This window comes from Bradyrhizobium semiaridum, assembly GCF_020329505.1.
GTDB classification, from domain to species: Bacteria; Pseudomonadota; Alphaproteobacteria; order Rhizobiales; family Xanthobacteraceae; genus Bradyrhizobium; species Bradyrhizobium semiaridum.
In genome coordinates, this window is the sequence record NZ_JAGKJJ010000041.1 from 1 (window position 1) to 21,309 (window position 21,309).

At 65.6% G+C, this 21,309-nt stretch carries 19 protein-coding genes; 13 read left to right on the forward strand and 6 right to left on the reverse strand.

All coding sequences use genetic code 11. The annotated features are described in order from the left end of the window. Both J6500_RS29210 and trmB read left to right on the forward strand, forming a co-directional pair. Window positions 1–551: M20/M25/M40 family metallo-hydrolase (locus tag J6500_RS29210; RefSeq protein WP_225716165.1), on the forward strand; the 551-nt coding region annotated here is incomplete at its 5' end. Beyond that, the gene (trmB, locus tag J6500_RS29215) at window positions 548–1,288 is read left to right on the forward strand and encodes a tRNA (guanosine(46)-N7)-methyltransferase TrmB (protein ID WP_225716166.1); all 741 of its coding nucleotides are present in this window, start codon (window positions 548–550) and stop codon (window positions 1,286–1,288) included. The genes J6500_RS29210 and trmB, both read left to right, overlap by 4 nt. A gap of 130 nt (window positions 1,289–1,418) precedes the next feature. Here trmB and J6500_RS29220 read toward each other — a convergent pair whose 3' ends face one another. Further along, on the reverse strand, window positions 1,419–2,489 hold the full coding sequence (locus tag J6500_RS29220; protein WP_225716167.1) for a DUF2336 domain-containing protein: 1,071 nt from the start codon (window positions 2,487–2,489) through the stop codon (window positions 1,419–1,421). 330 nt (window positions 2,490–2,819) lie between these two features. Between J6500_RS29220 and rimP the strand changes: the two genes are divergently transcribed. The 9 genes from rimP (at window position 2,820) to J6500_RS29265 (ending at window position 14,077) form a co-directional block, all read left to right on the forward strand. Beyond that, on the forward strand, window positions 2,820–3,584 hold the full coding sequence (rimP, locus tag J6500_RS29225; protein ID WP_225716168.1) for a ribosome maturation factor RimP: 765 nt from the start codon (window positions 2,820–2,822) through the stop codon (window positions 3,582–3,584). 3 nt (window positions 3,585–3,587) lie between these two features. After that, window positions 3,588–5,201, forward strand: coding sequence for a transcription termination factor NusA (nusA, locus tag J6500_RS29230; RefSeq protein WP_225716169.1), 1,614 nt, complete (start codon window positions 3,588–3,590; stop codon window positions 5,199–5,201). 15 nt (window positions 5,202–5,216) lie between these two features. After that, window positions 5,217–5,903: an RNA-binding protein gene (locus J6500_RS29235; RefSeq protein WP_225716170.1), complete on the forward strand. Its 687-nt coding sequence runs from the start codon at window positions 5,217–5,219 to the stop codon at window positions 5,901–5,903. A 106-nt stretch (window positions 5,904–6,009) separates the two neighbouring features. Continuing rightward, window positions 6,010–8,727 (forward strand): translation initiation factor IF-2, encoded by a 2,718-nt coding sequence (infB, locus tag J6500_RS29240; RefSeq protein ID WP_225716171.1) that lies wholly within the window; start codon window positions 6,010–6,012, stop codon window positions 8,725–8,727. Window positions 8,728–8,894: 167 nt separating this feature from the next. Beyond that, window positions 8,895–9,305, forward strand: a complete 411-nt coding sequence (rbfA, locus tag J6500_RS29245) for a 30S ribosome-binding factor RbfA (protein WP_225716190.1) — start codon at window positions 8,895–8,897, stop codon at window positions 9,303–9,305. Continuing rightward, entirely contained in the window at window positions 9,305–10,414 is a 1,110-nt protein-coding gene (gene truB, locus J6500_RS29250; protein WP_225716172.1) for a tRNA pseudouridine(55) synthase TruB, read from the forward strand. The genes rbfA and truB overlap by 1 nt, the downstream gene beginning before the upstream one ends. Window positions 10,415–10,416: 2 nt before the next feature. After that, window positions 10,417–10,686 (forward strand): 30S ribosomal protein S15, encoded by a 270-nt coding sequence (rpsO, locus tag J6500_RS29255; protein ID WP_225716173.1) that lies wholly within the window; start codon window positions 10,417–10,419, stop codon window positions 10,684–10,686. A 291-nt stretch (window positions 10,687–10,977) separates the two neighbouring features. Then, a complete protein-coding gene (gene pnp, locus J6500_RS29260; protein ID WP_225716174.1) occupies window positions 10,978–13,134 on the forward strand; it encodes a polyribonucleotide nucleotidyltransferase in 2,157 nt (718 codons plus the stop codon). A 208-nt stretch (window positions 13,135–13,342) separates the two neighbouring features. Then, window positions 13,343–14,077: a superoxide dismutase gene (locus J6500_RS29265; RefSeq protein ID WP_225716175.1), complete on the forward strand. Its 735-nt coding sequence runs from the start codon at window positions 13,343–13,345 to the stop codon at window positions 14,075–14,077. A gap of 127 nt (window positions 14,078–14,204) precedes the next feature. Here the strand turns inward: J6500_RS29265 and fabV are convergent, their stop codons facing one another. From fabV to fabA, 3 genes are all read right to left on the reverse strand, one after another. Next, window positions 14,205–15,377 (reverse strand): enoyl-ACP reductase FabV, encoded by a 1,173-nt coding sequence (gene fabV, locus J6500_RS29270; RefSeq protein ID WP_225716176.1) that lies wholly within the window; start codon window positions 15,375–15,377, stop codon window positions 14,205–14,207. Between the two features lie 84 nt (window positions 15,378–15,461). Then, the gene (fabB, locus tag J6500_RS29275) at window positions 15,462–16,685 is read right to left on the reverse strand and encodes a beta-ketoacyl-ACP synthase I (protein WP_225716177.1); all 1,224 of its coding nucleotides are present in this window, start codon (window positions 16,683–16,685) and stop codon (window positions 15,462–15,464) included. Between the two features lie 43 nt (window positions 16,686–16,728). Then, window positions 16,729–17,250, reverse strand: coding sequence for a bifunctional 3-hydroxydecanoyl-ACP dehydratase/trans-2-decenoyl-ACP isomerase (gene fabA, locus J6500_RS29280; protein ID WP_225716178.1), 522 nt, complete (start codon window positions 17,248–17,250; stop codon window positions 16,729–16,731). 325 nt (window positions 17,251–17,575) lie between these two features. Here fabA and irrA point away from each other — a divergent pair, with 325 nt between their 5' ends. Then, window positions 17,576–18,064: an iron response transcriptional regulator IrrA gene (gene irrA, locus J6500_RS29285; RefSeq protein ID WP_283842961.1), complete on the forward strand. Its 489-nt coding sequence runs from the start codon at window positions 17,576–17,578 to the stop codon at window positions 18,062–18,064. A 110-nt stretch (window positions 18,065–18,174) separates the two neighbouring features. On the opposite strand, the gene J6500_RS29290 is transcribed toward irrA, so the two are convergent. Beyond that, on the reverse strand, window positions 18,175–18,702 hold the full coding sequence (locus tag J6500_RS29290) for an SH3 domain-containing protein (protein ID WP_225716192.1): 528 nt from the start codon (window positions 18,700–18,702) through the stop codon (window positions 18,175–18,177). Window positions 18,703–19,047: 345 nt separating this feature from the next. On the opposite strand from J6500_RS29290, the gene J6500_RS29295 reads away from it, so the two are divergent. Continuing rightward, window positions 19,048–20,049, forward strand: coding sequence for a 2-hydroxyacid dehydrogenase (locus tag J6500_RS29295; protein ID WP_225716179.1), 1,002 nt, complete (start codon window positions 19,048–19,050; stop codon window positions 20,047–20,049). 226 nt (window positions 20,050–20,275) lie between these two features. Here the strand turns inward: J6500_RS29295 and J6500_RS29300 are convergent, their stop codons facing one another. Further along, window positions 20,276–21,196: a LysR family transcriptional regulator gene (locus J6500_RS29300; RefSeq protein WP_225716180.1), complete on the reverse strand. Its 921-nt coding sequence runs from the start codon at window positions 21,194–21,196 to the stop codon at window positions 20,276–20,278. Between the last annotated feature and the right edge of the window lie 113 nt (window positions 21,197–21,309).

Here is a 21,309-nt window from a genome sequence, read left to right on the forward strand (position 1 = left end):
GCGTGCCGGCGCATGCGGGCACACGGCCCGAGGACGGCCGCAGCGCGATCCGCGAACTCGGCCATGTGATCCAGGCGCTGGAGGCGATGAACGACCTCACGCGCGGCGTCACCGTCAATGTCGGCGTTGTCCGGGGCGGCACCAAGCCGAACGTGATCGCGGAGGAGGCCTATGCCGAAGTCGACATGCGCGTGCCGACCATGGCCGATGCCGACGAGCTGCTGCCGAAGATCCTCGGGCTGACCTCGCGCACCGAAGGTGTCAGCGTGAAAGTCACCGGCGAGTTGAACCGCCCGCCCTATGAAAAGAGCAACGCCGGCGCCGCGCTCTACGAGCACGCGCGAGGGCTTGCCGGCGAGCTCGGCTTCGAGCTGCTCGACGTCTTCACCGGCGGCGGCTCCGACGGCAATTTCACCGCGCCGCATACCGCGACGCTCGACGGCCTCGGCGTCGACGGCAAGGGCGCGCATACCCATTACGAGCAGCTCTATATCTCCTCGATCGAGCCGCGCGCACGGCTGCTGTATCGGCTCTACCAGACGCTGCAATGAGTTCGGCATCACGCGACGCTGACGATCACGACGCACCTGACGACGGCGCGATGGCGCATTCGCGCGGCTCGTTCTTCGGCCGGCGCAAGGGCCACAAACTGCGCGCGCATCAGGCCGACCTGATCGACCATCTGCTGCCGCATCTGTCGCTCGACATCGGCAGCCCCGCGCCCGCTGCACTGACCGAATTGTTCGATGACGGCACCGAGAATGTCAGGCTCGAGATCGGCTTCGGCGGCGGCGAGCATCTGATCGCGGAGGCGCAGGCACATCCGACGACGGGCTTCATCGGCTGCGAGCCTTACGTCAACGGGATGGCGAAGATCCTGACGCAGATCGAGGCCCACAACATCGGCAACATCCGCCTGTTCGCCGGCGATGCCGCCGAGCTCCTGGCCTGGGCGCCGCCGCGCTCGCTCGCGCGCGTCGACCTGATCCATCCGGATCCGTGGCCGAAACGGCGGCACTGGAAGCGGCGCTTCGTGCAGGATGCGACGGTTACCGCGATGGCGCGTATCCTGAAAGCCGGCGGCGAATTCCGTTTCGTCAGCGACATCGACGATTACTGCGCGTGGACATTGGCGCATCTGATGCGCTCACCTGATTTCGCCTGGCTGGCGGAGCGCGCAATCGATTGGCAGCAGCCGTGGCCCGACTACACCATGACGCGCTACGGCGCGAAGGCCGAGCGTGAGGGCCGGAAGGCGGCATATCTACGGTTCAGGCGCACGGCCTGACTCCCCGTCATTCCGGGGCGCGCCCCTTGGCGCGAGCCCGGAATCCATCGGGCCGCAGGCCTTGTTGATGAATGGATTCCGGGCTCTCGCTTCGCTCGCCCCGGAATGACGGGGAGAGTGCGGAGAGGACTTACCGCGACTTCCAGAACTCCACGACGCGCTGCGCGGTCGACGGCATCAGCCGGACGAAATTCACCCGCGCGCCTTCGATGTCGGCCGGGGACGGGATGCGGTTCGGGCCGAGCCGCATCAGGATCAGCGCGCGCACGGTCGGCCATTCGAAGCCGAGCGTCTTGCTCGCGATCAGGATCGGATCGTAGCGGTCGCCGGAGATCAGGCGGTCGAGCGTCACGATCTTCACGCCGGTCATCGCGGCCAGCGACGCCACGCATTCCTCGTATTTGAAAGCCTTTGCGAAGCCGAGCAGCGCGGCTTCGTTGAGCTGGCCGGCACGATGCAGCGCCAGGATCGCGCGCTGCGCCTCGACGAAATCGCGCCCCTGGACGGGCGGGATCACGCCCTCGAGCTCGCTCATCGCCAACTTGATCTCGGACTGCCGCTCCGGTTTGACGACGTCGAACAGGCGGCGCCGGATCACGTCGATCGAACCCGCGAGCAGGCTTTTCAGATGATCGGGCGGGAGGTCGTCGCGCCGGCCGATCCTCAGCGTCAGCACGCCGTCCTGGCCGGCACGCCGGATCATCGCAGCGAAGCCGTCGTCGGAGAACGCGGCGCCGGCATTGCCGGCCGCGCATCTGACCACGTCGCGGTCGCCGCGGCGGACGAGGACGTCGGTCATCCCGGTCGAGAGCTTTGGCCGCTCGGCCATGGCGAGCAGGTGGCCCTGGCCCTTGGCATTGGCGATCTCGATCAGCACAGGATCAGGGATGACGGGGGATTTGCGCAGCAGCGGGCCGGCGATCGCGAGCTCGTCCTCATGGGCGAGCTGGCCGACGAGCTGCCGCGGCGCGTTGGCGAGCTGCGCCAGCCGTTCGGCGAGATCGATCCGGGCCGCCAGCTCGGCATGCGGAACCAGGCTGGTCAGCACGCCGTCGAACAGGTCGACATGGTCGGGGCGGAAGCGCGCGACACCCTGAAAAAACAGCTCGCTGACCCGCCGCGCGGCCTCGGCGCGGCGTTTGGGGTCGCCGCGGCTGACAATGTCTGCGAGTTCCGGGATCAGCGCCGGGGCCGTGGTCATACGTCTGTCCAAAACCGGCTGCCTATGCCGGTTTTCGGGGCAATCTAGGTCCCGTTCGTAAACGGAGTGTTAGATGACCGCCCGCCGGGATCGGCCTCAAATCACGCTCGACTTGTACGGGAAGGCCTTGCCGGACTTGGGCAAAAGGGTTATATCCCTCGCAACTTATGGTATCTCATACGATCGCGTAGGAGAGTGGGCCCCCCGGGACCCGCTCTTTTTTATTACCCGAGGCGACCGGCCGGCCGGGCGCCGTTCGGGTAGCGTTACCGGCCCGTTAAGGCCGCCGATCCAAACACGACAGACCTCAGACCGCCTTTGACGTTTGATATGACCGATCCGACCGCCACGCCTGTGGACACCGAACTGCTCACCGAGCCGCGGCTCGTGGTTGAGCCGGGAGTCGCAGCGCGGGTCGCCGCCGTCGCGGTGCCGGTGCTGCAGGGCATGGGCTATCGCCTGGTGCGCATCAAGGTGTCGGGCGACGCCGGCTGCACCGTGCAGATCATGGCGGAGCGGCCCGACGGCTCGATGCAGCTCGAGGATTGCGAGGCGATCTCGCGTGCGCTGTCGCCGGTACTCGATGTTGCCGACCCGATCGAGCGCGCCTACCGGCTGGAAATCTCTTCGCCCGGGATCGACCGTCCGCTGGTGCGCCGCTCCGACTTCGAGCGCTACAGCGGGCATCTGGTGAAGATCGAGATGGCGGTGGCGCATCAGGGCCGCAAGCGGTTCCGCGGCACGCTGGCCGGCGTCGAGGGCAATACGGTGCGCGTCACGCGCGACGATCCGCGTCCCGGCGAGGACGCTGACGTGCTGCTGGTGATGGAGGACATCTCGGAGGCACGGCTGGTGCTGACCGACGAGCTGATCGAGGAATCGATGCGCCGCGGCAAGGCCGCCGAACGCGAGCTGCGCCGCGAGCTCGGCCTCGCGCCGCCGCAGCCGGCGCATGCCAAGAAGAGCGATCCGGCCAGGAGCCAGAAACCGAAAGCGAAGCCCGGCAAAAAGCCGGCCCCGACCAACACCAAACAACACCGCCTCGCCGCCGAACGCGCGCGCCGGGGCGAGATCGATCCATCCGAAGGAGACTAAGCCATGGCAGTCAGCGCCAACAAACTCGAACTGCTGCAGATCGCAGATGCAGTTGCGCGCGAGAAGTCGATCGACCGCTCCATCGTGATCGCGGCGATGGAAGACGCCATCGCCAAGGCCGCCCGCGCCCGTTACGGCAGCGAGACCGACATCCATGCCGAGATCGACGCCAAGAAGGGCGAGCTGCGGCTGACCCGCCACATGCTGGTGGTCGACGTCGTCGAGAACGCCTCGAACCAAATTTCGCTGGCCGATGCGCAGCGCGCCAATCCGGGCGCCCAGGTCGGCGACACCATCGCCGATACGCTGCCGCCGCTGGAATATGGCCGCATCGCCGCGCAATCCGCCAAGCAGGTGATCGTGCAGAAGGTGCGCGAGGCTGAGCGCGACCGGCAGTACCAGGAGTTCAAGGACCGCATCGGCGATATCGTCAACGGCATCGTCAAGCGCGTCGAGTACGGCAGCGTGATCGTCGACCTCGGCCGCGGCGAGGCGATCATCCGCCGCGACGAGATGCTGCCGCGCGAGGTGTTCCGCAACGGCGACCGCGTCCGCGCCTACATCTTCGACGTCCGCCGCGAGACCCGCGGCCCGCAGATCTTCCTCTCGCGCACCCATCCGCAGTTCATGGCGAAGCTGTTCGCGCAGGAAGTGCCGGAGATCTACGACGGTATCGTCGAGATCAAGGCGGTCGCCCGCGATCCGGGCTCGCGCGCCAAGATCGGCGTGATCTCGCGTGATTCCTCGGTCGACCCGGTCGGGGCCTGCGTCGGCATGCGCGGCTCGCGCGTGCAGGCCGTGGTCAACGAGTTGCAGGGCGAGAAGATCGACATCATCCCGTGGTCGCCCGACATCGCGACCTTCGTCGTCAACGCGCTGGCACCGGCCGAAGTCGCCAAGGTCGTGATCGACGAGGACCGCGAGCGCATCGAGGTCGTGGTGCCCGACACCAACAACCAGCTGTCGCTGGCGATCGGCCGCCGCGGCCAGAACGTGCGCCTCGCCTCGCAGCTGACCGGCTGGGACATCGACATCCTGACCGAGCAGGAGGAATCGGAGCGCCGCCAGGCCGACTTCGAGAACTCGACCCGCGTGTTCATGGAAGCGCTCAATGTCGACGAGGTGGTCGGCCAGTTGCTCGCCTCCGAAGGCTTCACCTCGGTCGAGGAGCTCGCGCTGGTCGACGTCAAGGAACTCGCCGGCATCGAGGGTTTCGACGAGGAGACCGCCACCGAGCTGCAGACGCGTGCCCGCGAATATCTCGAGCAGCTTGAGGCCGAGCTGGAAGCCAAGCGCAAGGAACTCGGCGTCGAGGACGACATGAAGACCGTGCCCGGCATGACCGGCAAGATGCTGGTGAAGTTCGGCGAGAACGACGTGAAGACGGTCGAGGACCTCGCCGGCTGTGCCACCGACGATCTGGTCGGCTGGACCGAGCGCAAGGAAGGCAACGAGCCGACCAAGCATGCCGGGTTCCTCGACGGCATCGAGATGTCGCGCGACGAGGCCGAGGCCATGATCATGCAGGCCCGCCTCAAGGCCGGCTGGATCACCGAGGCCGACCTCGCCAAGCCAGCCGCCGAGACCGAGGCGGCCGAAGAAGAAACGGCCTCGTAAGGAGATGCCCCACGGATGCTCGCTCAGGCTGACCCCGATCTCGACGATGGGCCGCGGACCGGCAAGTCCGCGACCACGCGGATGTGCGCGGTCAGCCGCGAGGTGCATCCGATCGACGAGCTGATCCGGTTCGTCGTCGCGCCCACCGGCGAGGTGGTCGCGGATCTCAAGCGCAAGCTGCCCGGCCGCGGCCTATGGATTTCCGCATCGCGGCGAAGCGTTGCGGAAGCGGTCCGCCGTCACCAATTTAGCAAGGGATTCAAGCGCGATGTCCGTGTCGCGCCGACCCTTCCCAGCGACACCGAGGCACTCCTGGTCCGCAGCGTCACCGAGGCGCTGGCGATGGCTGCCAAGGCCGGCCAGGTGGTTTCAGGCTTCGGCAAAGTCGAGGACGCACTCAACCGGAGCGAAACCGCAGCCCTGATCCACGCTTCCGACGGCGCTGCCGACGGAATCCGCAAATTGGACGCGATCCTGCGGCAAAGGGGTGGGAATCGTGGTGAATCGCCGGTAATCGCCGTCGTCAATGTTTTGACGTCGGCAGAATTGGATTTGGCACTTGGGCGGTCAAATGTGATACATGCTGCGCTGCTCGCGGGCCCGGCGAGCAAGACGTTCCTGTCGCGCTGCCAGTTGCTGGTCCGATACCGGATGGCCGACGACGACAAGACCGCCGAAGCGGCCAGAAATTCCAGAGCGTGATCCAGGAAGGCGGACGCCGCCTTTCCGAGCGGATCATGCTCAGCAAAAGACGAGCGTTGGACGATTTGTGCGGGGACGCACGACGAAACGAGATTAGGACTGCTGAATGGTTGATACGAAGACCCCTGGCGACAAGACTCTGAGTGTCCCGAGCAAGACGCTGTCGCTGAAGCCGCGCGTCGAGACGGGCACCGTGCGCCAGAGCTTCAGCCACGGCCGCAGCAAGCAGGTCGTGGTCGAGAAGCGCGGCAAGCGCCGCATCGGCGGCGACGGCCCGGAGACGCATGCCCCGGAACCCGCGGTTGCAAAGCCTGCGACGCCCCCGCCGCGCCCGCCGCTCGGTCGTCCCGGCGGTCCGCCGCAGGGTCAGCAGCAGCGCAACACCCGCTCCGGCGTGGTGCTGCCGACCCTGACCGAGGACGAGCGTTCGGCGCGCGCCAGCGCGCTCGCCGATGCGCGCCAGCGCGACATCGAGGAGCGCCGTCAGGCCGAAGAGGAAGCCAAGCGCCGCGCCGCCCGTGAGGCGGCCGAGAAGATCGAGCGCGAGGCCGCCGAAGCCCGCCGCAAGGCGGAAGAAGAGCGCCATCGCCACGAGGAAGAGGCCAAGCGCAAGGCCGAGGTCGAAGCCAAGCGCCGCTTCGGCGAAGGCGAGGCCAAGCCGGGAGCTCCGGCTGCCGCCGCACCGGCGCGACCCGCCGCCGCTCCAGCGACGGCACGGCCCGCGGCGCCCGGCACGGCACGCCCCGGATCCGGTGCACCGTCCCGCACGACGACATCCCCCGGCGCACGCACGCCGGCTTCCACGCCGCGCGCACCGGCCGTTGCGGCCGAGGCCGACGAGGATGAAGGTCCGCGTCTGGTGCGCCGCCCCGGTGGTGCGATCCGTCCCGCGGCCGCGCCGAAGACGACCCACAAGCCCGGCCCGCAGAAGGAGCGCGGCCGCCTCACCGTCACCACCGCGCTCAACGCCGACGACGTGCGCGAGCGTTCGATCGCCTCATTCCGCCGCCGCACCCAGCGCCTGAAAGGCCATGCGTCGAACGAGCCGAAGGAAAAGCTGATCCGCGAAGTCACGATCCCGGAAGTGATCACGATCCAGGAACTGGCGAACCGCATGTCGGAGCGCGCGGTCGACGTCATCCGCATGCTGATGAAGCAGGGCGCGATGCACAAGATCACCGACGTGATCGACGCCGACACCGCTCAGCTGATCGCCGAGGAACTCGGCCACACCGTGAAGCGCGTCGCGGCGGCCGACGTAGAAGAAGGCCTGTTCGACGTCGTCGACGATTCCACCGATACCGAGCCGCGTTCGCCGGTGGTCACCGTCATGGGCCACGTCGACCACGGCAAGACCTCGCTGCTTGACGCGCTGCGCCACGCCAACGTGGTGTCGGGCGAAGCCGGCGGCATCACCCAGCATATCGGCGCCTATCAGGTGCTCTCGCCCGAGAGCGGCACCAAGATCACCTTCATCGACACGCCCGGCCACGCCGCGTTCACCGCGATGCGCGCCCGCGGCGCCAAGGTCACCGACATCGTCGTGCTGGTTGTCGCGGCCGATGACGGCGTGATGCCGCAGACCATCGAGGCGATCAACCACGCCAAGGCGGCCAAGGTGCCGATGATCGTGGCGATCAACAAGATCGACAAGCCGGATGCGCGGCCGGAGCGCGTGCGCACCGAACTGCTGCAGCACGAGGTGCAGGTCGAATCGCTGGGCGGCGACGTCGTCGACGTCGAGGTCTCGGCGAAGAACAAGACCAATCTGGACCGGCTGCTCGAGATGATCGCGCTGCAGGCCGAAATCCTCGACCTGAAGACCAATTCGGAGCGTCCGGCGGAAGGCACCGTGATCGAAGCCAAGCTCGATCGCGGCCGCGGCCCGGTCGCGACCGTGCTGGTGCAGCGCGGCACGCTGCGGATCGGCGACATCATCGTTGCCGGTGCCGAGATGGGCCGCGTCCGCGCGCTGATCTCGGATCAGGGCGAGAATCTCGACGAGGCCGGCCCGTCTGTGCCGGTCGAGGTGCTCGGCTTCAACGGTCCGCCGGAAGCCGGCGACCGTCTCGCCGTGGTCGAGAACGAAGCCCGCGCCCGCCAGGTCACGAGCTACCGTGCGCACCAGAAGCGCGAGAACGCCGCCGCCTCGATCTCCGGCATGCGCGGCTCGCTCGAGCAAATGATGTCGCAGCTCAAGACCGCCGGCCGCAAGGAGTTCCCGCTGATCGTGAAGGCCGACGTGCAGGGCTCGCTGGAAGCGATCCTCGGCTCGCTGGAGAAGCTCGGCACCGAGGAAGTCGCCGCCCGCATCCTGCATGCCGGCGTCGGCGGCATCTCGGAGTCCGACGTCACGCTGGCGGAAGGCTTCAACGCCGCGATCATCGGCTTCTCGGTCCGCGCCAACAAGGAAGCGGCTGCCGCGGCCAAGCGCAATGGCATCGAGATCCGCTACTACAACATCATCTACGATCTTGTGGATGACATCAAAAAGGCGATGTCCGGCCTGCTCGCGCCCACGTTGCGCGAGACCATGCTGGGCAACGCGCAGATCCTGGAAGTGTTCAACATTTCCAAGGTCGGCAAGGTCGCGGGCTGCCGCGTCACCGACGGCACCGTGGAACGCGGCGCCAATGTGCGCCTGATCCGCGACAACGTCGTGGTGCACGAAGGCAAGCTGTCGACGCTGAAGCGCTTCAAGGATGAAGTGAAGGAAGTGGTCGCCGGCCAGGAGTGCGGCATGGCATTCGAGAACTACGGCGACATGCGTGTCGGCGACGTGATCGAGTGCTACCGCATCGAGACGATCCAGCGCTCTCTGTAAGTCCAAATCTTACGAAGCGCAGATCTTACTAAGAGTCTGGGTCCATTTAACTGAACATGCGACGGCTGGCCGGAGTTTGCTCCGGCCACCCGCGCATTGCCTGAATTGAAAGCTGGACATTGCTGCCCGCGGCCAGGCCGGCGGGCGCGACGGTTTTGGAAGACATCATGCCCCGTCAAAAAAAGAGTTCCACTCCGGGCGGCTCGCAACGTCAGCTGCGCGTCGGTGAAACGGTACGCCACGCGGTCGCCGAGATTCTCTCGCAGGGTGACGTGCACGATCCGGATCTGGAAGGCCACATCATCACCGTTCCCGAGGTGCGCATGTCGCCGGACCTGAAGCTCGCGACGATCTACGTGATGCCGCTCGGCGGCCGCGACACCGGGACCGTGATCGCAGCGCTCGAACGCAACAAGAAATTCCTTCGCGGCGAGATCGCGCACCGCGTCAACCTGAAATTTGCACCTGACATCCGCTTCCGCGTCGATGAGCGATTCGACGAGGCGGAACGGATCGAGAAGCTTCTGCGAACACCTGCGGTGCAGCGCGACCTTGCACCCGATTCGGACGACGAGTGATGACTGTGACGACGACCAACAGCGTGATCGATGCCAAGGCTGCCGAGCCGCCGGACGCCGAAGTGACGATCTTTTCCGGACCGCGCGCCGACGAGCCGCGCCGCACCAACAATGATCCGCGCCAGAAGCAGGGCAAGCAGAACCAGCAGCCGCGCCGCGACAAGCGCGACGTGCACGGCTGGGTGGTGCTCGACAAGCCGATCGGCATGACCTCGACCCATGCCGTCGCCGTGCTGAAGCGGCTGTTCCAGGCGAAGCGCGCGGGCCACGCCGGCACGCTCGATCCGCTGGCCTCTGGCGGCCTGCCGATCGCGCTGGGCGAAGCCACCAAGACGGTTCCGTTCGTGATGGACGGCCGCAAGCGCTACCGCTTCACGGTGTGCTGGGGCGAGGAGCGCGATACCGACGACACTGAGGGCCGTCCGGTCAGGACGAGCCCGGATCGCCCGACCGCCGACCAGATCCGCGAGCTGTTGCCGCGCTTCACCGGGCTGATCGAGCAGATCCCGCCGCAATATTCGGCTATCAAGGTGCAGGGCGAGCGCGCCTATGATCTGGCCCGCGACGGCGAGACTGTGGACCTGAAGCCCCGGCCGGTCGAGATTCACGAATTAATCCTTGTGGAACATGGCGATAACGGCCAGTCGGTGTTCGAGGCCGAGTGCGGCAAGGGAACCTATGTCCGGGCGCTGGCCCGCGATATCGGCCGGATTCTAGGCTGTTACGGCCATATCTGCGCCCTGCGGCGGACCATTGTCGGCCCATTTACCGAGCAGGACATGATTCCGCTGGAACAGTTGGAGGCTTTATGCAATAGAGCCGCGTCTGGCGAGGGCAGCCTCGCCGACGCGCTTTTGCCCGTTGAGACCGCGCTGGACGACATCCCGGCACTGGCCGTCACACGGGCTGATGCGGCAAGGCTCCATCGGGGCCAGGCCGTTTTGTTGCGCGGACGGGATGCGCCCAATAGTAGCGGCACAGTCTATGTCACGGTGGCAGGCCGACTTCTCGCGCTTGCCGAAATTGGCAATGGCGAACTCATCCCCAAGCGCGTGTTCAACCTGAGCGGACTGACTGCCAGTTCGGCTCGCAACCATGAAAGCAAGTGACGATGTCGATTACCGCGCAACGCAAAGCGGAAGTCATCCAGACGAATGCCACCAAAGCCGGCGACACCGGCTCGCCTGAGGTCCAGGTCGCGATCCTGTCGGAACGCATCAACAACCTCACCGAGCACTTCAAGACCCACGTGAAGGACAACCATTCACGCCGCGGCCTCCTGAAGCTCGTGTCGACGCGCCGTTCTTTGCTCGACTACATCAAGCGCAAGGACGAGGCGCGTTACAAGGCGCTGCTTGAAAAGCACAACATCCGTCGTTGATTTTGAGAAGCACGCGCGCGCGGTTCGCGCGCGTTTTCGCATGATTTTCCGGGAAGCGGACTTTCGAATTGTCGAAAGATGATCATGCGCACTAGCGTCCAGCAGCAATCCGGCCGCTGGACGGGGCAAGATGCCCAGATGACCGAAAGGATGGACGCCATCCGAAACCCGAAGACCATGGCAGGATCGCCGGATGCTGGTCGCCAATGCGCATCAGCATCTCGCCGTCTTGCGCATGGTCTTTGTGTTTCTGGGCGCCGTGCTTTCGCGAAACCATGAAAGAAAACCGAAATGTTCAATACGCATTCCGTCGAGATCGACTGGGGTGGACGTCCCCTCAAACTTGAGACCGGCAAGATCGCCCGCCAGGCCGACGGCGCCGTGATGGCGACCTACGGCGAGACCGTGGTGCTCGCCACCGTCGTCGCCGCCAAGGCGCCGCGCGAAGGCGTCGACTTCCTGCCGCTCACCGTCGACTATCAAGAGAAGGCCTACGCGGCCGGCCGCATTCCCGGCGGCTATTTCAAGCGCGAGGGCCGTCCGACCGAGAAGGAGACGCTGGTCTCCCGCCTGATCGACCGCCCGATCCGTCCGCTGTTCGTCGACGGCTGGCGCAACGAGACCCAGGTGATCATCACCACCCTGTCGCACGACATGGAGAACGATCCCGACATCCTGGCGATGGTCGCGGCCTCGGCCGCGCTGACCATCTCCGGCGTGCCGTTCAAGGGCCCGATCGGCGCCGCCCGCGTCGGCTTCGCCAATGACGAATACGTGCTCAACCCGACGCTCGACGAGATGACCGAGACCCAGCTCGACCTCGTCGTCGCCGGCACTGCCGACGCCGTGCTGATGGTCGAATCGGAAGCCAAGGAGCTCAACGAAGAGGTGATGCTCGGCGCCGTGATGTTCGGCCACCGCCACTTCCAGCCGGTGATCAACGCGATCATCGAGCTCGCCGAGAAGGCCGCCAAGGAGCCGCGCGACGTCACCGCGATCGACAATTCCGAGATCGAGAAGGAGATGCTCGGCATCGCTGAGCAGGAGCTGCGCGCCGCCTATGCGATCCCGGTCAAGCAGGAGCGCTATGCCGCGGTCGGAGCCGTCAAGGAGAAGGTGCTGGCGCACTTCTTCCCCGAGGGCCAGGAGCCGAAATACGACAAGCTGCGCGTCGCCGACGTCTTCAAGGAGCTCGAGGCCAAGATCGTTCGCTGGAACATCCTCGACACCGGCAAGCGCATCGACGGCCGCGACGTCAAGACCGTGCGCAACATCATCGCCGAGGTCGGCGTGCTGCCGCGCGCCCACGGCTCGGCGCTGTTCACCCGCGGCGAGACCCAGGCGATGGTCGTGACCACGCTCGGCACCGGCGAGGACGAGCAGTACATCGATGCGCTGTCGGGGACGTACAAGGAAACATTCCTGCTGCACTACAACTTCCCGCCCTACTCGGTCGGCGAGACCGGCCGCCTCGGCGGCACCAAGCGCCGCGAGATCGGCCACGGCAAGCTCGCCTGGCGCGCGATCCACCCGGTACTGCCGCCGCATCACGAGTTCCCGTACACCGTGCGCGTGGTCTCCGAGGTCACCGAGTCGAACGGCTCGTCCTCGATGGCCTCGGTCTGCGGCGCCTCGCTGTCGCTGATGGACGCCGGCGTGCCGCTGAAGCGGCCGACCGCGGGCATCGCGATGGGCCTGATCCTGGAAGGCTCGCGCTTTGCGGTGCTGTCGGACATCCTCGGTGACGAGGATCATCTCGGCGACATGGACTTCAAGGTGGCCGGCACCGACCAGGGCATCACCTCGCTGCAGATGGACATCAAGATCGAGGGCATCACCGAGGAGATCATGAAGGTTGCGCTTGGCCAGGCCAAGGAAGGGCGCATCCACATCCTCGGCGAGATGTCCAAGGCCCTGACCGCGGCCCGCGCCGAGCTCGGCGAATACGCGCCGCGCATCGAGACCTTCAAGATCGCCACCGACAAGATCCGCGAAGTGATTGGCACCGGCGGCAAGGTGATCCGCGAGATCGTCGAGAAGACCGGCGCCAAGGTCAACATCGAGGACGACGGCACCGTGAAGGTCGCCTCCAACGACGGCGAGGCGATGAAGGCCGCCATCAAGTGGATCAAGTCGATCGCCTCCGATCCGGAGGTCGGCCAGATCTACGAGGGCACCGTCGTCAAGGTGATGGAGTTCGGCGCCTTCGTGAACTTCTTCGGCGCCAAGGACGGTCTCGTCCATATCAGCCAGCTTGCGGCCAACCGCGTGCAGAAGACCTCCGACGTCGTCAAGGAAGGCGACAAGGTCAAGGTCAAGCTGCTCGGCTTCGACGACCGCGGCAAGACCCGGCTGTCGATGAAGGCGGTCGACCAGGCCACCGGCGAGGACCTCGAGGCCAAGCAGAAGACCGACGCCCCGGCGCCGCGCGAAGCCGCCGGCGAGTAAGGCCTTTTTGAACGAAACCAGAAAGGGCGGCCGAGAGGCCGCCCTTTTTGTTTGGTGCGGTGTCGGACCAAGGCAGGCGGCGTGCGGACACAAATGCGCGATTCCGACGCAGCGTCATAGTGACCGTCTTCGAAACTGCATAGGGTATCCTGAACGTACCTTGCGCTGCTCCGTCATGAGTTCCCACAGCAACAGGTCAGGAGGAATCATGTCACGCATCTCCCGCCGTCACCTCGTGTTTGCGACGACCACACTCGTCGCGGCCGCCGCTGCACCACGGCTCGCATTCGCCCAGGCGACAGCACAAGCTCCAAGCGGCCCCTTCAAGATCGACCCGCTGCCCTATCCGACATCGGCGCTGGAGCCGCACATCGACGCCAAGACGATGGAGATCCATCACGACAAGCACCACCAGGCCTACGTCACCAATCTGAACGGCTTCGCCAAGGACAACCCGGCGATCGCGGAGAAGCCGATCACCGACGTGCTCGCCAATCTCGGCAATGTGCCGGAGGCGATCCGCACCGGCGTGCGCAACAACATGGGCGGCCACGCCAACCACACGATGTTCTGGCAGATCATGGGACCGAACGGCGGCAAGCCCGACGGCGAAGTGCTCGCCGCGATCGATCGCGATCTCGGCGGCATGGAGAAATTGCAGGCCGACTTCAACGCCGCCGGCGGACACGTGTTCGGCTCGGGCTGGGTGTTCGTCACCGTGACCAAGGACGGCAAGCTCGCGCTCGAGACGCGGCCGAACCAGGACACCCCGATCATGGACGGCAAGCGCGCGCTGCTCGGCAATGACGTCTGGGAGCACGCCTATTATCTCACCTACCAGAACCGCCGGCCCGATTACCTCAAGGCGTGGTGGAATACGGTGAACTGGAAAGCGATCGCCGAGCGCTACGCGGCGGCCAAGGCCGGCACGCTCGGCGTGTAAGTTCGCGAGGCTTGGAAGGAGAAGACAGACCGTAGCCCGGATGGAGCGCAGCGCAATCCGGGGCAGACGAAGACGTGGAAAGTGCTCCCCGGATTTCGCTTCGCTCCATCCGGGCTACGAAGATTACCTAACCCGGGACGATACGCGGATCGAGGTCCTGCGTGTAATCGACGCCCGGGATGCCGAAGCCAAACAGGCGGAGGAACTGGGTCTTGTACTCGTCGAGGTCGGCGAGGTCGCCGAGCGTTTCGGTCGAGAGCAGCGGCCAGCGCCGCGACACTTCGGTCTGAACCTCTGATGACAGTTCCCAGTCGTCGACCCTGACGCGTTGCGCGTCGTCGAGCGCGACATCCTTGCCGAGCTTGGTCCGGAACAGGCGGTCGATCTGCTCGATGCAGCCTTCGTGCAGGCCGAGCTGCTTCATCACCTTGAACAGCACGGTGCCGTAGAGCGGCACCACCGGGATCGCCGAGCTCGCCTGGGTAACCACGGCCTTCAGCGCCACGACGCGCGCCGCCTCCGCGCCGAGCCGGCCGCGGATTGCCTCAGCCTTGCTGTCGAGATCGACCTTGGCGCGGCCGAGCGTGCCGTTCCAGTAGATCGGCCAGGTCAGCTCGCTGCCGATATAGGTGTAGTTCAGCGTGCGAAAGCCAGGTGCCAGCACGCCGGCATCGGCGAGCTGATCGATCCAGCGCTTCCAGTCGTCGCCGCCCATCACCGCCACGGTAGCGGCGGTTTGCTCCTCGGTGGCAGGCTCGAGCGTGGTCTGGAACACCTCGCCGGTCTCGGTGTCGAGCGTCTTGATCTCGACGGGCGCACCCAGCGGCTTGATCACCGAACGATAGGTCTCGCCGGTGACGGGATCGGTGCGCACCGGAGCGGCCATGCTGTAGACCAGCATGTCGAGCTGTCCAAATTTCTCGCGCACGTGCGCGATGAAATCGGCCTTCAGCTGGTCGGAGAAGGCGTCGCCTTCCAGGGTGAGCGGGGATCGCCCGATCTTCTTCGCCTCGATCTCGAAGGCGCGGTTGTTGTACCAGCCGGCGGTGGCCGTCCTTTTTTCCGTCGGCTCGCGCTCGAGCGACACGCCGATGGTGTCGGCGCCGCCGGCGAAGGTCGAAACGATGCGGCTCGCGAGGCCGTAACCGGTCGAACAACCCAGCACGGCAACGCGCTTCGGGCAGTCGGCGATCGGGCCCTGGCGAAGCACATAGGCGATCTGCTCGCGGACGTTGGTGGCGCAGCCGACCGGATGTGCCGTGGTGCAGATGAAGCCTCGCACGCGCGGTTCGATAATCATGCGCACCCCAATTCGGATCGTTGCAATGTTTTCATTCGCCGCGTGGAAACCTCCCACCGCGAACGAGCAGAGATGAAATCGAAATCACGCATCGAGGCGCTTGAACACCAGCGTGGCGTTGGTGCCGCCGAAGCCGAACGAGTTCGACAGCACGGTGGCGAGCTTGGCGTTGTCGATGCGCTTGCGCACGATCGGCATGTCGGCGAACACAGGATCGAGCTCGGTGATGTGCGCGCTCTCGCAGACGAAGCCGTTGTTCAGCATCAGGATCGAATAGATCGCCTCCTGCACGCCGGTGGCGCCGAGCGAATGGCCGGTCAGCGCCTTGGTCGCCGAGATCGGCGGGCACTTGTCGCCGGTGCCGAATACCTTGCGGATCGCCTCGATCTCCGGCGGATCGCCGGCCGGCGTCGAGGTGGCGTGCGGATTGATGTAGTCGATCGGCGTGTTCACCGTCGACATCGCCATGCGCATGCAGCGCTCGGCGCCCTCGCCCGACGGCGCCACCATGTCGTAGCCGTCCGAGGTCGCGCCATAGCCGACCACCTCGGCATAGATCTTGGCGCCGCGCGCCTTGGCATGCTCGAGCTCTTCCAGCACCACGACGCCCGCGCCGCCGGCAATCACGAAGCCGTCGCGGCTGACGTCGTAGGGACGCGAGGCGGTGGCCGGCGTGTCGTTGTATTTCGAGGACATCGCGCCCATCGCGTCGAACAGCACCGACAGTGTCCAGTCGAGCTCCTCGCAGCCGCCGGCGAAGATGACGTCCTGCTTGCCGATCTGGATCGTCTCATAGGCGTTGCCGATACAATGGTTCGACGTCGCACAGGCCGAAGAGATCGAATAGTTCACGCCCTTGATCTTGAACCAGGTCGCAAGCGTCGCCGACGCCGTCGAGGACATCCCCTTCGGCACGGCAAAAGGACCGACGCGCTTCGGGCCCTTGGCCCGTGCAATGTCGGCGGCTTCCACCAGCGTCCGGGTCGACGGGCCACCCGACCCCATGATGATGCCGGTCCGGATATTGGAGACTTCGGCCTCTTCCAGGCCGGAGTCGCGGATGGCCTGCTCCATGGCGACGTGATTCCAGGCCGCGCCTTCGGCCAGGAACCGCATGGCGCGACGATCGATCACCTCGGCAGGATTGAGTGTCGGCGCACCGTGCACCTGCGAGCGGAAGCCGAGCTCGGCGGCCTTCTCCGCGCGCGAAATGCCCGACTTCGCCTCATAGAGGCTCGCAAGCACTTCCTGGGTGTTGTTACCGATGGACGAGACGATACCCATCCCCGTGATGACAACCCGCCTCATGTTCGCCTCGCCCTGCCTTTATGTTGCCGCATGATGATCCTGCTCAAGATGGCGCCGTGCCCTGCTTGAACAACCCGACCTTCAAGTCCTTGGCGCGATAGATAATCTCGTCGTCCATGGAAAGCCACCCGTCGGCGATTCCAAGCACGAGCTTGGACCGCATCACGCGCTTGATATCGACGTTGTACACAACCTTGCGCGCGTGCGGCAGCACCTGGCCGGAGAACTTCAGTTCGCCGAGACCGAGCGCCCGGCCGCGACCTTCACCGCCGATCCAGCCGAGATAAAAGCCGACCATTTGCCACATGGCGTCGAGGCCGAGACAGCCCGGCATCACCGGATCGTTCTTGAAATGGCAGCCGAAGAACCAGAGATCGGACTTCACGTCGAGCTCGGCGCGCACCAGCCCCTTGCCGAATTCGCCGCCGCTGTCGGAGATCTGGCTGATGCGGTCGAACATCAGCATCGGGGGCAGCGGCAACTGGGCGTTGCCGGGCCCGAAAAGCTCGCCCCGGCCGCAGGCCAGCAAATCCTCATATTCGTAACCGCCGCGCCGATCCAGCATCCGCTTTCTACCTCTCAATGTCCCGATGAAGCGCCTTTGGCCTGAGCCGGACCTTACCTCGGACGGGAAACTGCAATATCCCGCCGTCGGGCGCTACTTGGGCACGCCGCCGGCCTGATCTCTGCCTGCAACGCATATGTGGTCCGCGCGCTCTCTAACATAGGCCTAATGGGGCGGCAAAGCGGCATTCAGGTGATAAATTACCGCCTTATCATGGGTTTCTCTTGCAACTTGGATGCGTTCTAGTTGCGAAAAACTTGCATCTGGTAGGCATCCTTTTTATATATATCGGGAATATTGCCTGAGTTAGGTGCATAGAGTGGATATGAACGAGGAAGTACCGGCTGTGAAGGATGATGCCGTGCACCCGGCCGCCCGTGGCGCCGGCCACCCGGCCCTGACCGGCTGTCCGTGGCATGACGTCAACGAGATGTTGCAGGCTGCCGGCCTGCGGCCGACCCGTCAGCGCATGGCGCTGGGCTGGCTGCTGTTCGGCAAGGGCGCCCGTCACCTGACCGCTGAAATGCTGTACGAGGAAGCCACGCTGGCCAAGGTGCCGGTGTCGCTGGCGACCGTTTACAACACCCTCAACCAGCTCACCGATGCCGGCCTGCTGCGCCAGGTCAGCGTCGACGGCACCAAGACCTATTTCGACACCAACGTTTCGGCGCATCACCACTTCTATCTCGAGCACAATCACGAGCTGGTCGACATCCACGACTCGAACATGATGCTCTCGAAGATGCCCGACGTGCCGGAAGGCTACGAGATTTCCCGCGTCGACATGGTGGTGCGGCTGCGCAAGAAGCGCTGAGCCGTCTGCCGCTGATTTGATTGTTCATGGCCGGGCTTGTCCCGGCCATTGTCGTTTGGGAGATACCGGTCCCACCGTCGTCACGGCGAAGGCCGGGACGACGATTGAAGTCAGTCCACCTTCTCGTCGGCGTAGACGCCCCACAGGCGCTGCTGCTCGATCCAGCCGTCGAAGCCGTTGCCGGTGACGCGGCACCAGCTGTTGCTGCACTTCTTGACCTGCGCGACCACGCCGGCCTGCAGCCGCGCCGCGACCGCGCTGCTGGCATCGGGGCGATCGTAGAGCGAGGCCAGATCGTCCTTGTTCTTCATGGTGACCACCGCGGTGCGGCGGCCGGACAGCAGGGAGTGATAGACCCAGCCTTCGGAGCCCTCGGAATCGCGGACCCGGCGCCAGTTCTCGAATTCGGCGGTTATTTCGACCGGCAGCCCGGCCCTCGTGTAGACCCAGGCGACGTCATTGTCCTTGGTCGGACCGGCCCTGACGTTCACGTGGTCGGATTTCAGGCTGACATAGCGCGGGATCGGCAGTCCGCTGGTGGTCGGGCTGGAGTCCTTGGCCGAATGTCCCGGGATTACCGATGCGCCCAGCATGGACCCGACCAGCGCTACCAATGAACCGAAACGCCAGAACGCCACCACCATCAACTCGTCTCCTGCCGAGATGCCCAACCCGCATTCGGCGAGCTGCAACCCAAATCCACGCCTGAGATTTCAGACCCCTCTCGCCACACCAGCGCCCGGAGCACGCCCTTCCGAGGGGTTCTTGTCTTGGCCCGGCCTTCTGCTAGAGAGGACGGAACGCCTTTCAGAACCAGAACGCCCGGACTTTCCGCGAAGCAAACGGCGGACAAGTGTCGGGGAACCCTAGGAAACGCGAAGGAAACGCCGGGACAGCGCGGCGATCAGCAGTGTCGAACAACCCGGTTAATGAGCCCTGAACGGCTTGGTTTTTGCAGGCCGCGGAGTTCATGAAAGCAGGACATGTCGGTAAAGAAAAAGCCTCTCGTCGTCGTCACCCGCAAGCTGCCGGACTCGATCGAGACCCGGATGCGCGAGCTGTTCGACGCCAGACTGAATCTCGACGACACGCCGATGACGCCGGAGCAGATCGCGGAAGCGGCGCGCACCGCCGACGTGCTGGTGCCGACCGTGACCGACCTGATCCGCGATGACGCGATCAACCAGCCGGACTGCAAGCTGAGGATGATCGCCAATTTCGGCAATGGCGTCGACAATATCGACGTGGCCGCGGCGCATGCCCGCGGCATCACCGTCACCAACACGCCGAAGGTGCTGACCGAGGACACCGCCGACATGACCATGGCGCTGATCCTCGCGGTGCCGCGCCGGCTGATCGAGGGCGCCTCGATCTTGACCGACGGCAAGCACTGGGCGGGCTGGTCGCCGACCTGGATGCTCGGGCACCGCATTGGCGGCAAGCGGCTCGGCATCATCGGCATGGGCCGGATCGGCCAGGCGGTGGCGCGCCGGGCCCGCGCCTTCGGCCTGCAGATCCACTATCACAACCGCCGCCCGGTGGCGCCCATGATCGCCGACGAGCTCGGGGCCACCTATTGGGAAAGCCTCGACCAGATGCTGGCGCGGATGGACATCATCTCGGTGAACTGCCCGCACACCCCGGCCACCTTCCACCTGCTCTCGGCGCGGCGGCTCAAGCTGATCCGCAAGGAGGCCTATATCGTCAACACCGCGCGCGGCGAGGTGATCGACGAGGACACGCTGATCAAGTTGATCGAAGCCGGCGAGGTCGGCGGCGCCGGGCTCGACGTCTACGAGCACGAGCCCGCGGTGAACCCGAAGCTGGTCCGGCTCGCCAAGGCCGGCAAGGTGACGCTGCTGCCGCATATGGGCTCGGCCACCATCGAGGGCCGCGTCGAAATGGGCGAGAAGGTGATCATCAACATCCGCACCTTCCTCGACAACCACAAGCCGCCGGACCGCGTGCTGCCCAGCATGCTGTAGCCCTCGTAGGGGGCGCATTGCCAAAACAGCGAAAACAACCCCATGCAAAGGAGCCGGGCGGCGGGCACGGTCGCCTGCGGCTGCCCCAATCTCGATGTCGTCCCGGCGCAGGCGGGGACCGATAACCACAGGGCGCGTTGCCAAAACGAACTGCGGCTCCAGCGTAGCGCAGCAAGGATCATTTGGGGTAAGGGGTCCCGGCCTTCGCCGGGACGATGGCGTAACGCTATGTTGCTTTCGTCTTGCTGCGCGCCTGCTTGCGCCAGTCGGCGACGAACGCCACGAAAGCGGCGAGCGCGGGCGGCGGCTGGCGACGGCCCGGATAATACAGGAACGGGCCGTCGAACGGCGGGCACCAGTCGTCGAGTACACTGACCAGCGCGCCGGATTTGACGCCATAGCGGACATAGCCCTCGAAGGTCGCCCAGTAGCCGACGCCGTCATGGACCGCGCGCAGCGCGAGGCCGAGATAGGTGGCGACCAGCTTCGCGGGCGGCGAGACCTTGACCAGGCGGCCGTTCTTCTCGAACTCCCAATCGAACATCACGCCACTGCTGAAACGGGTGCGGATGCAGGCGTGCTTCAGCAGGTCCTTGGGATGCATCGGCCGGCCGTGTTTGGCGACATAATCCCGCGAGGCCACCACCGCGTAGCGCTGCGGGGCGCCGAGCGGCACCGCGATCATGTCCTGCGCCAGATGCTCGCCATAGCGCACGCCGGCGTCAAAGCCCTGCGCGACAATATCGACGAAGCCGCTGTCGGCGACGATCTCCAGATCGACCTGCGGATATTTTGCCAGGAACGGCCCGACCATCGGCGCCAGCGCGAGGTCCACCGCCGGCGGCGGCGCGTTGATGCGCAGCCGTCCCGACGGCACCGCGCGCAGGCCGCGCACCTGGTTGAGCGCATCGCCGACATCTGACATCGCGGGGCCGACGCGGGCGAGCAGCAGTTCGCCGGCCTCGGTGAGCGCGACGCTGCGGGTGGTGCGGTTCATCAGGCGGACGCCGAGCCGCTCCTCCATGTCGCGCAGGCGCTGGCTGAGGCTCGATACCGAGACGCGCTGCTCCAGCGCGGCACGCCGGAAATTGCGCGTGCGCGCCACCGCCACGAAGGCGTCGAGGTCACGAAGATCGAAATCCTGCATTGTTCGATATAGTGAACAAGCCATTCGCCATTGTCCAGCTTATCGGCCCGCGCCGGCGGACGCATATCAGCCGCGTCATTCGGGCGGCGGATCATCCGCCGCGACGTTCGAGG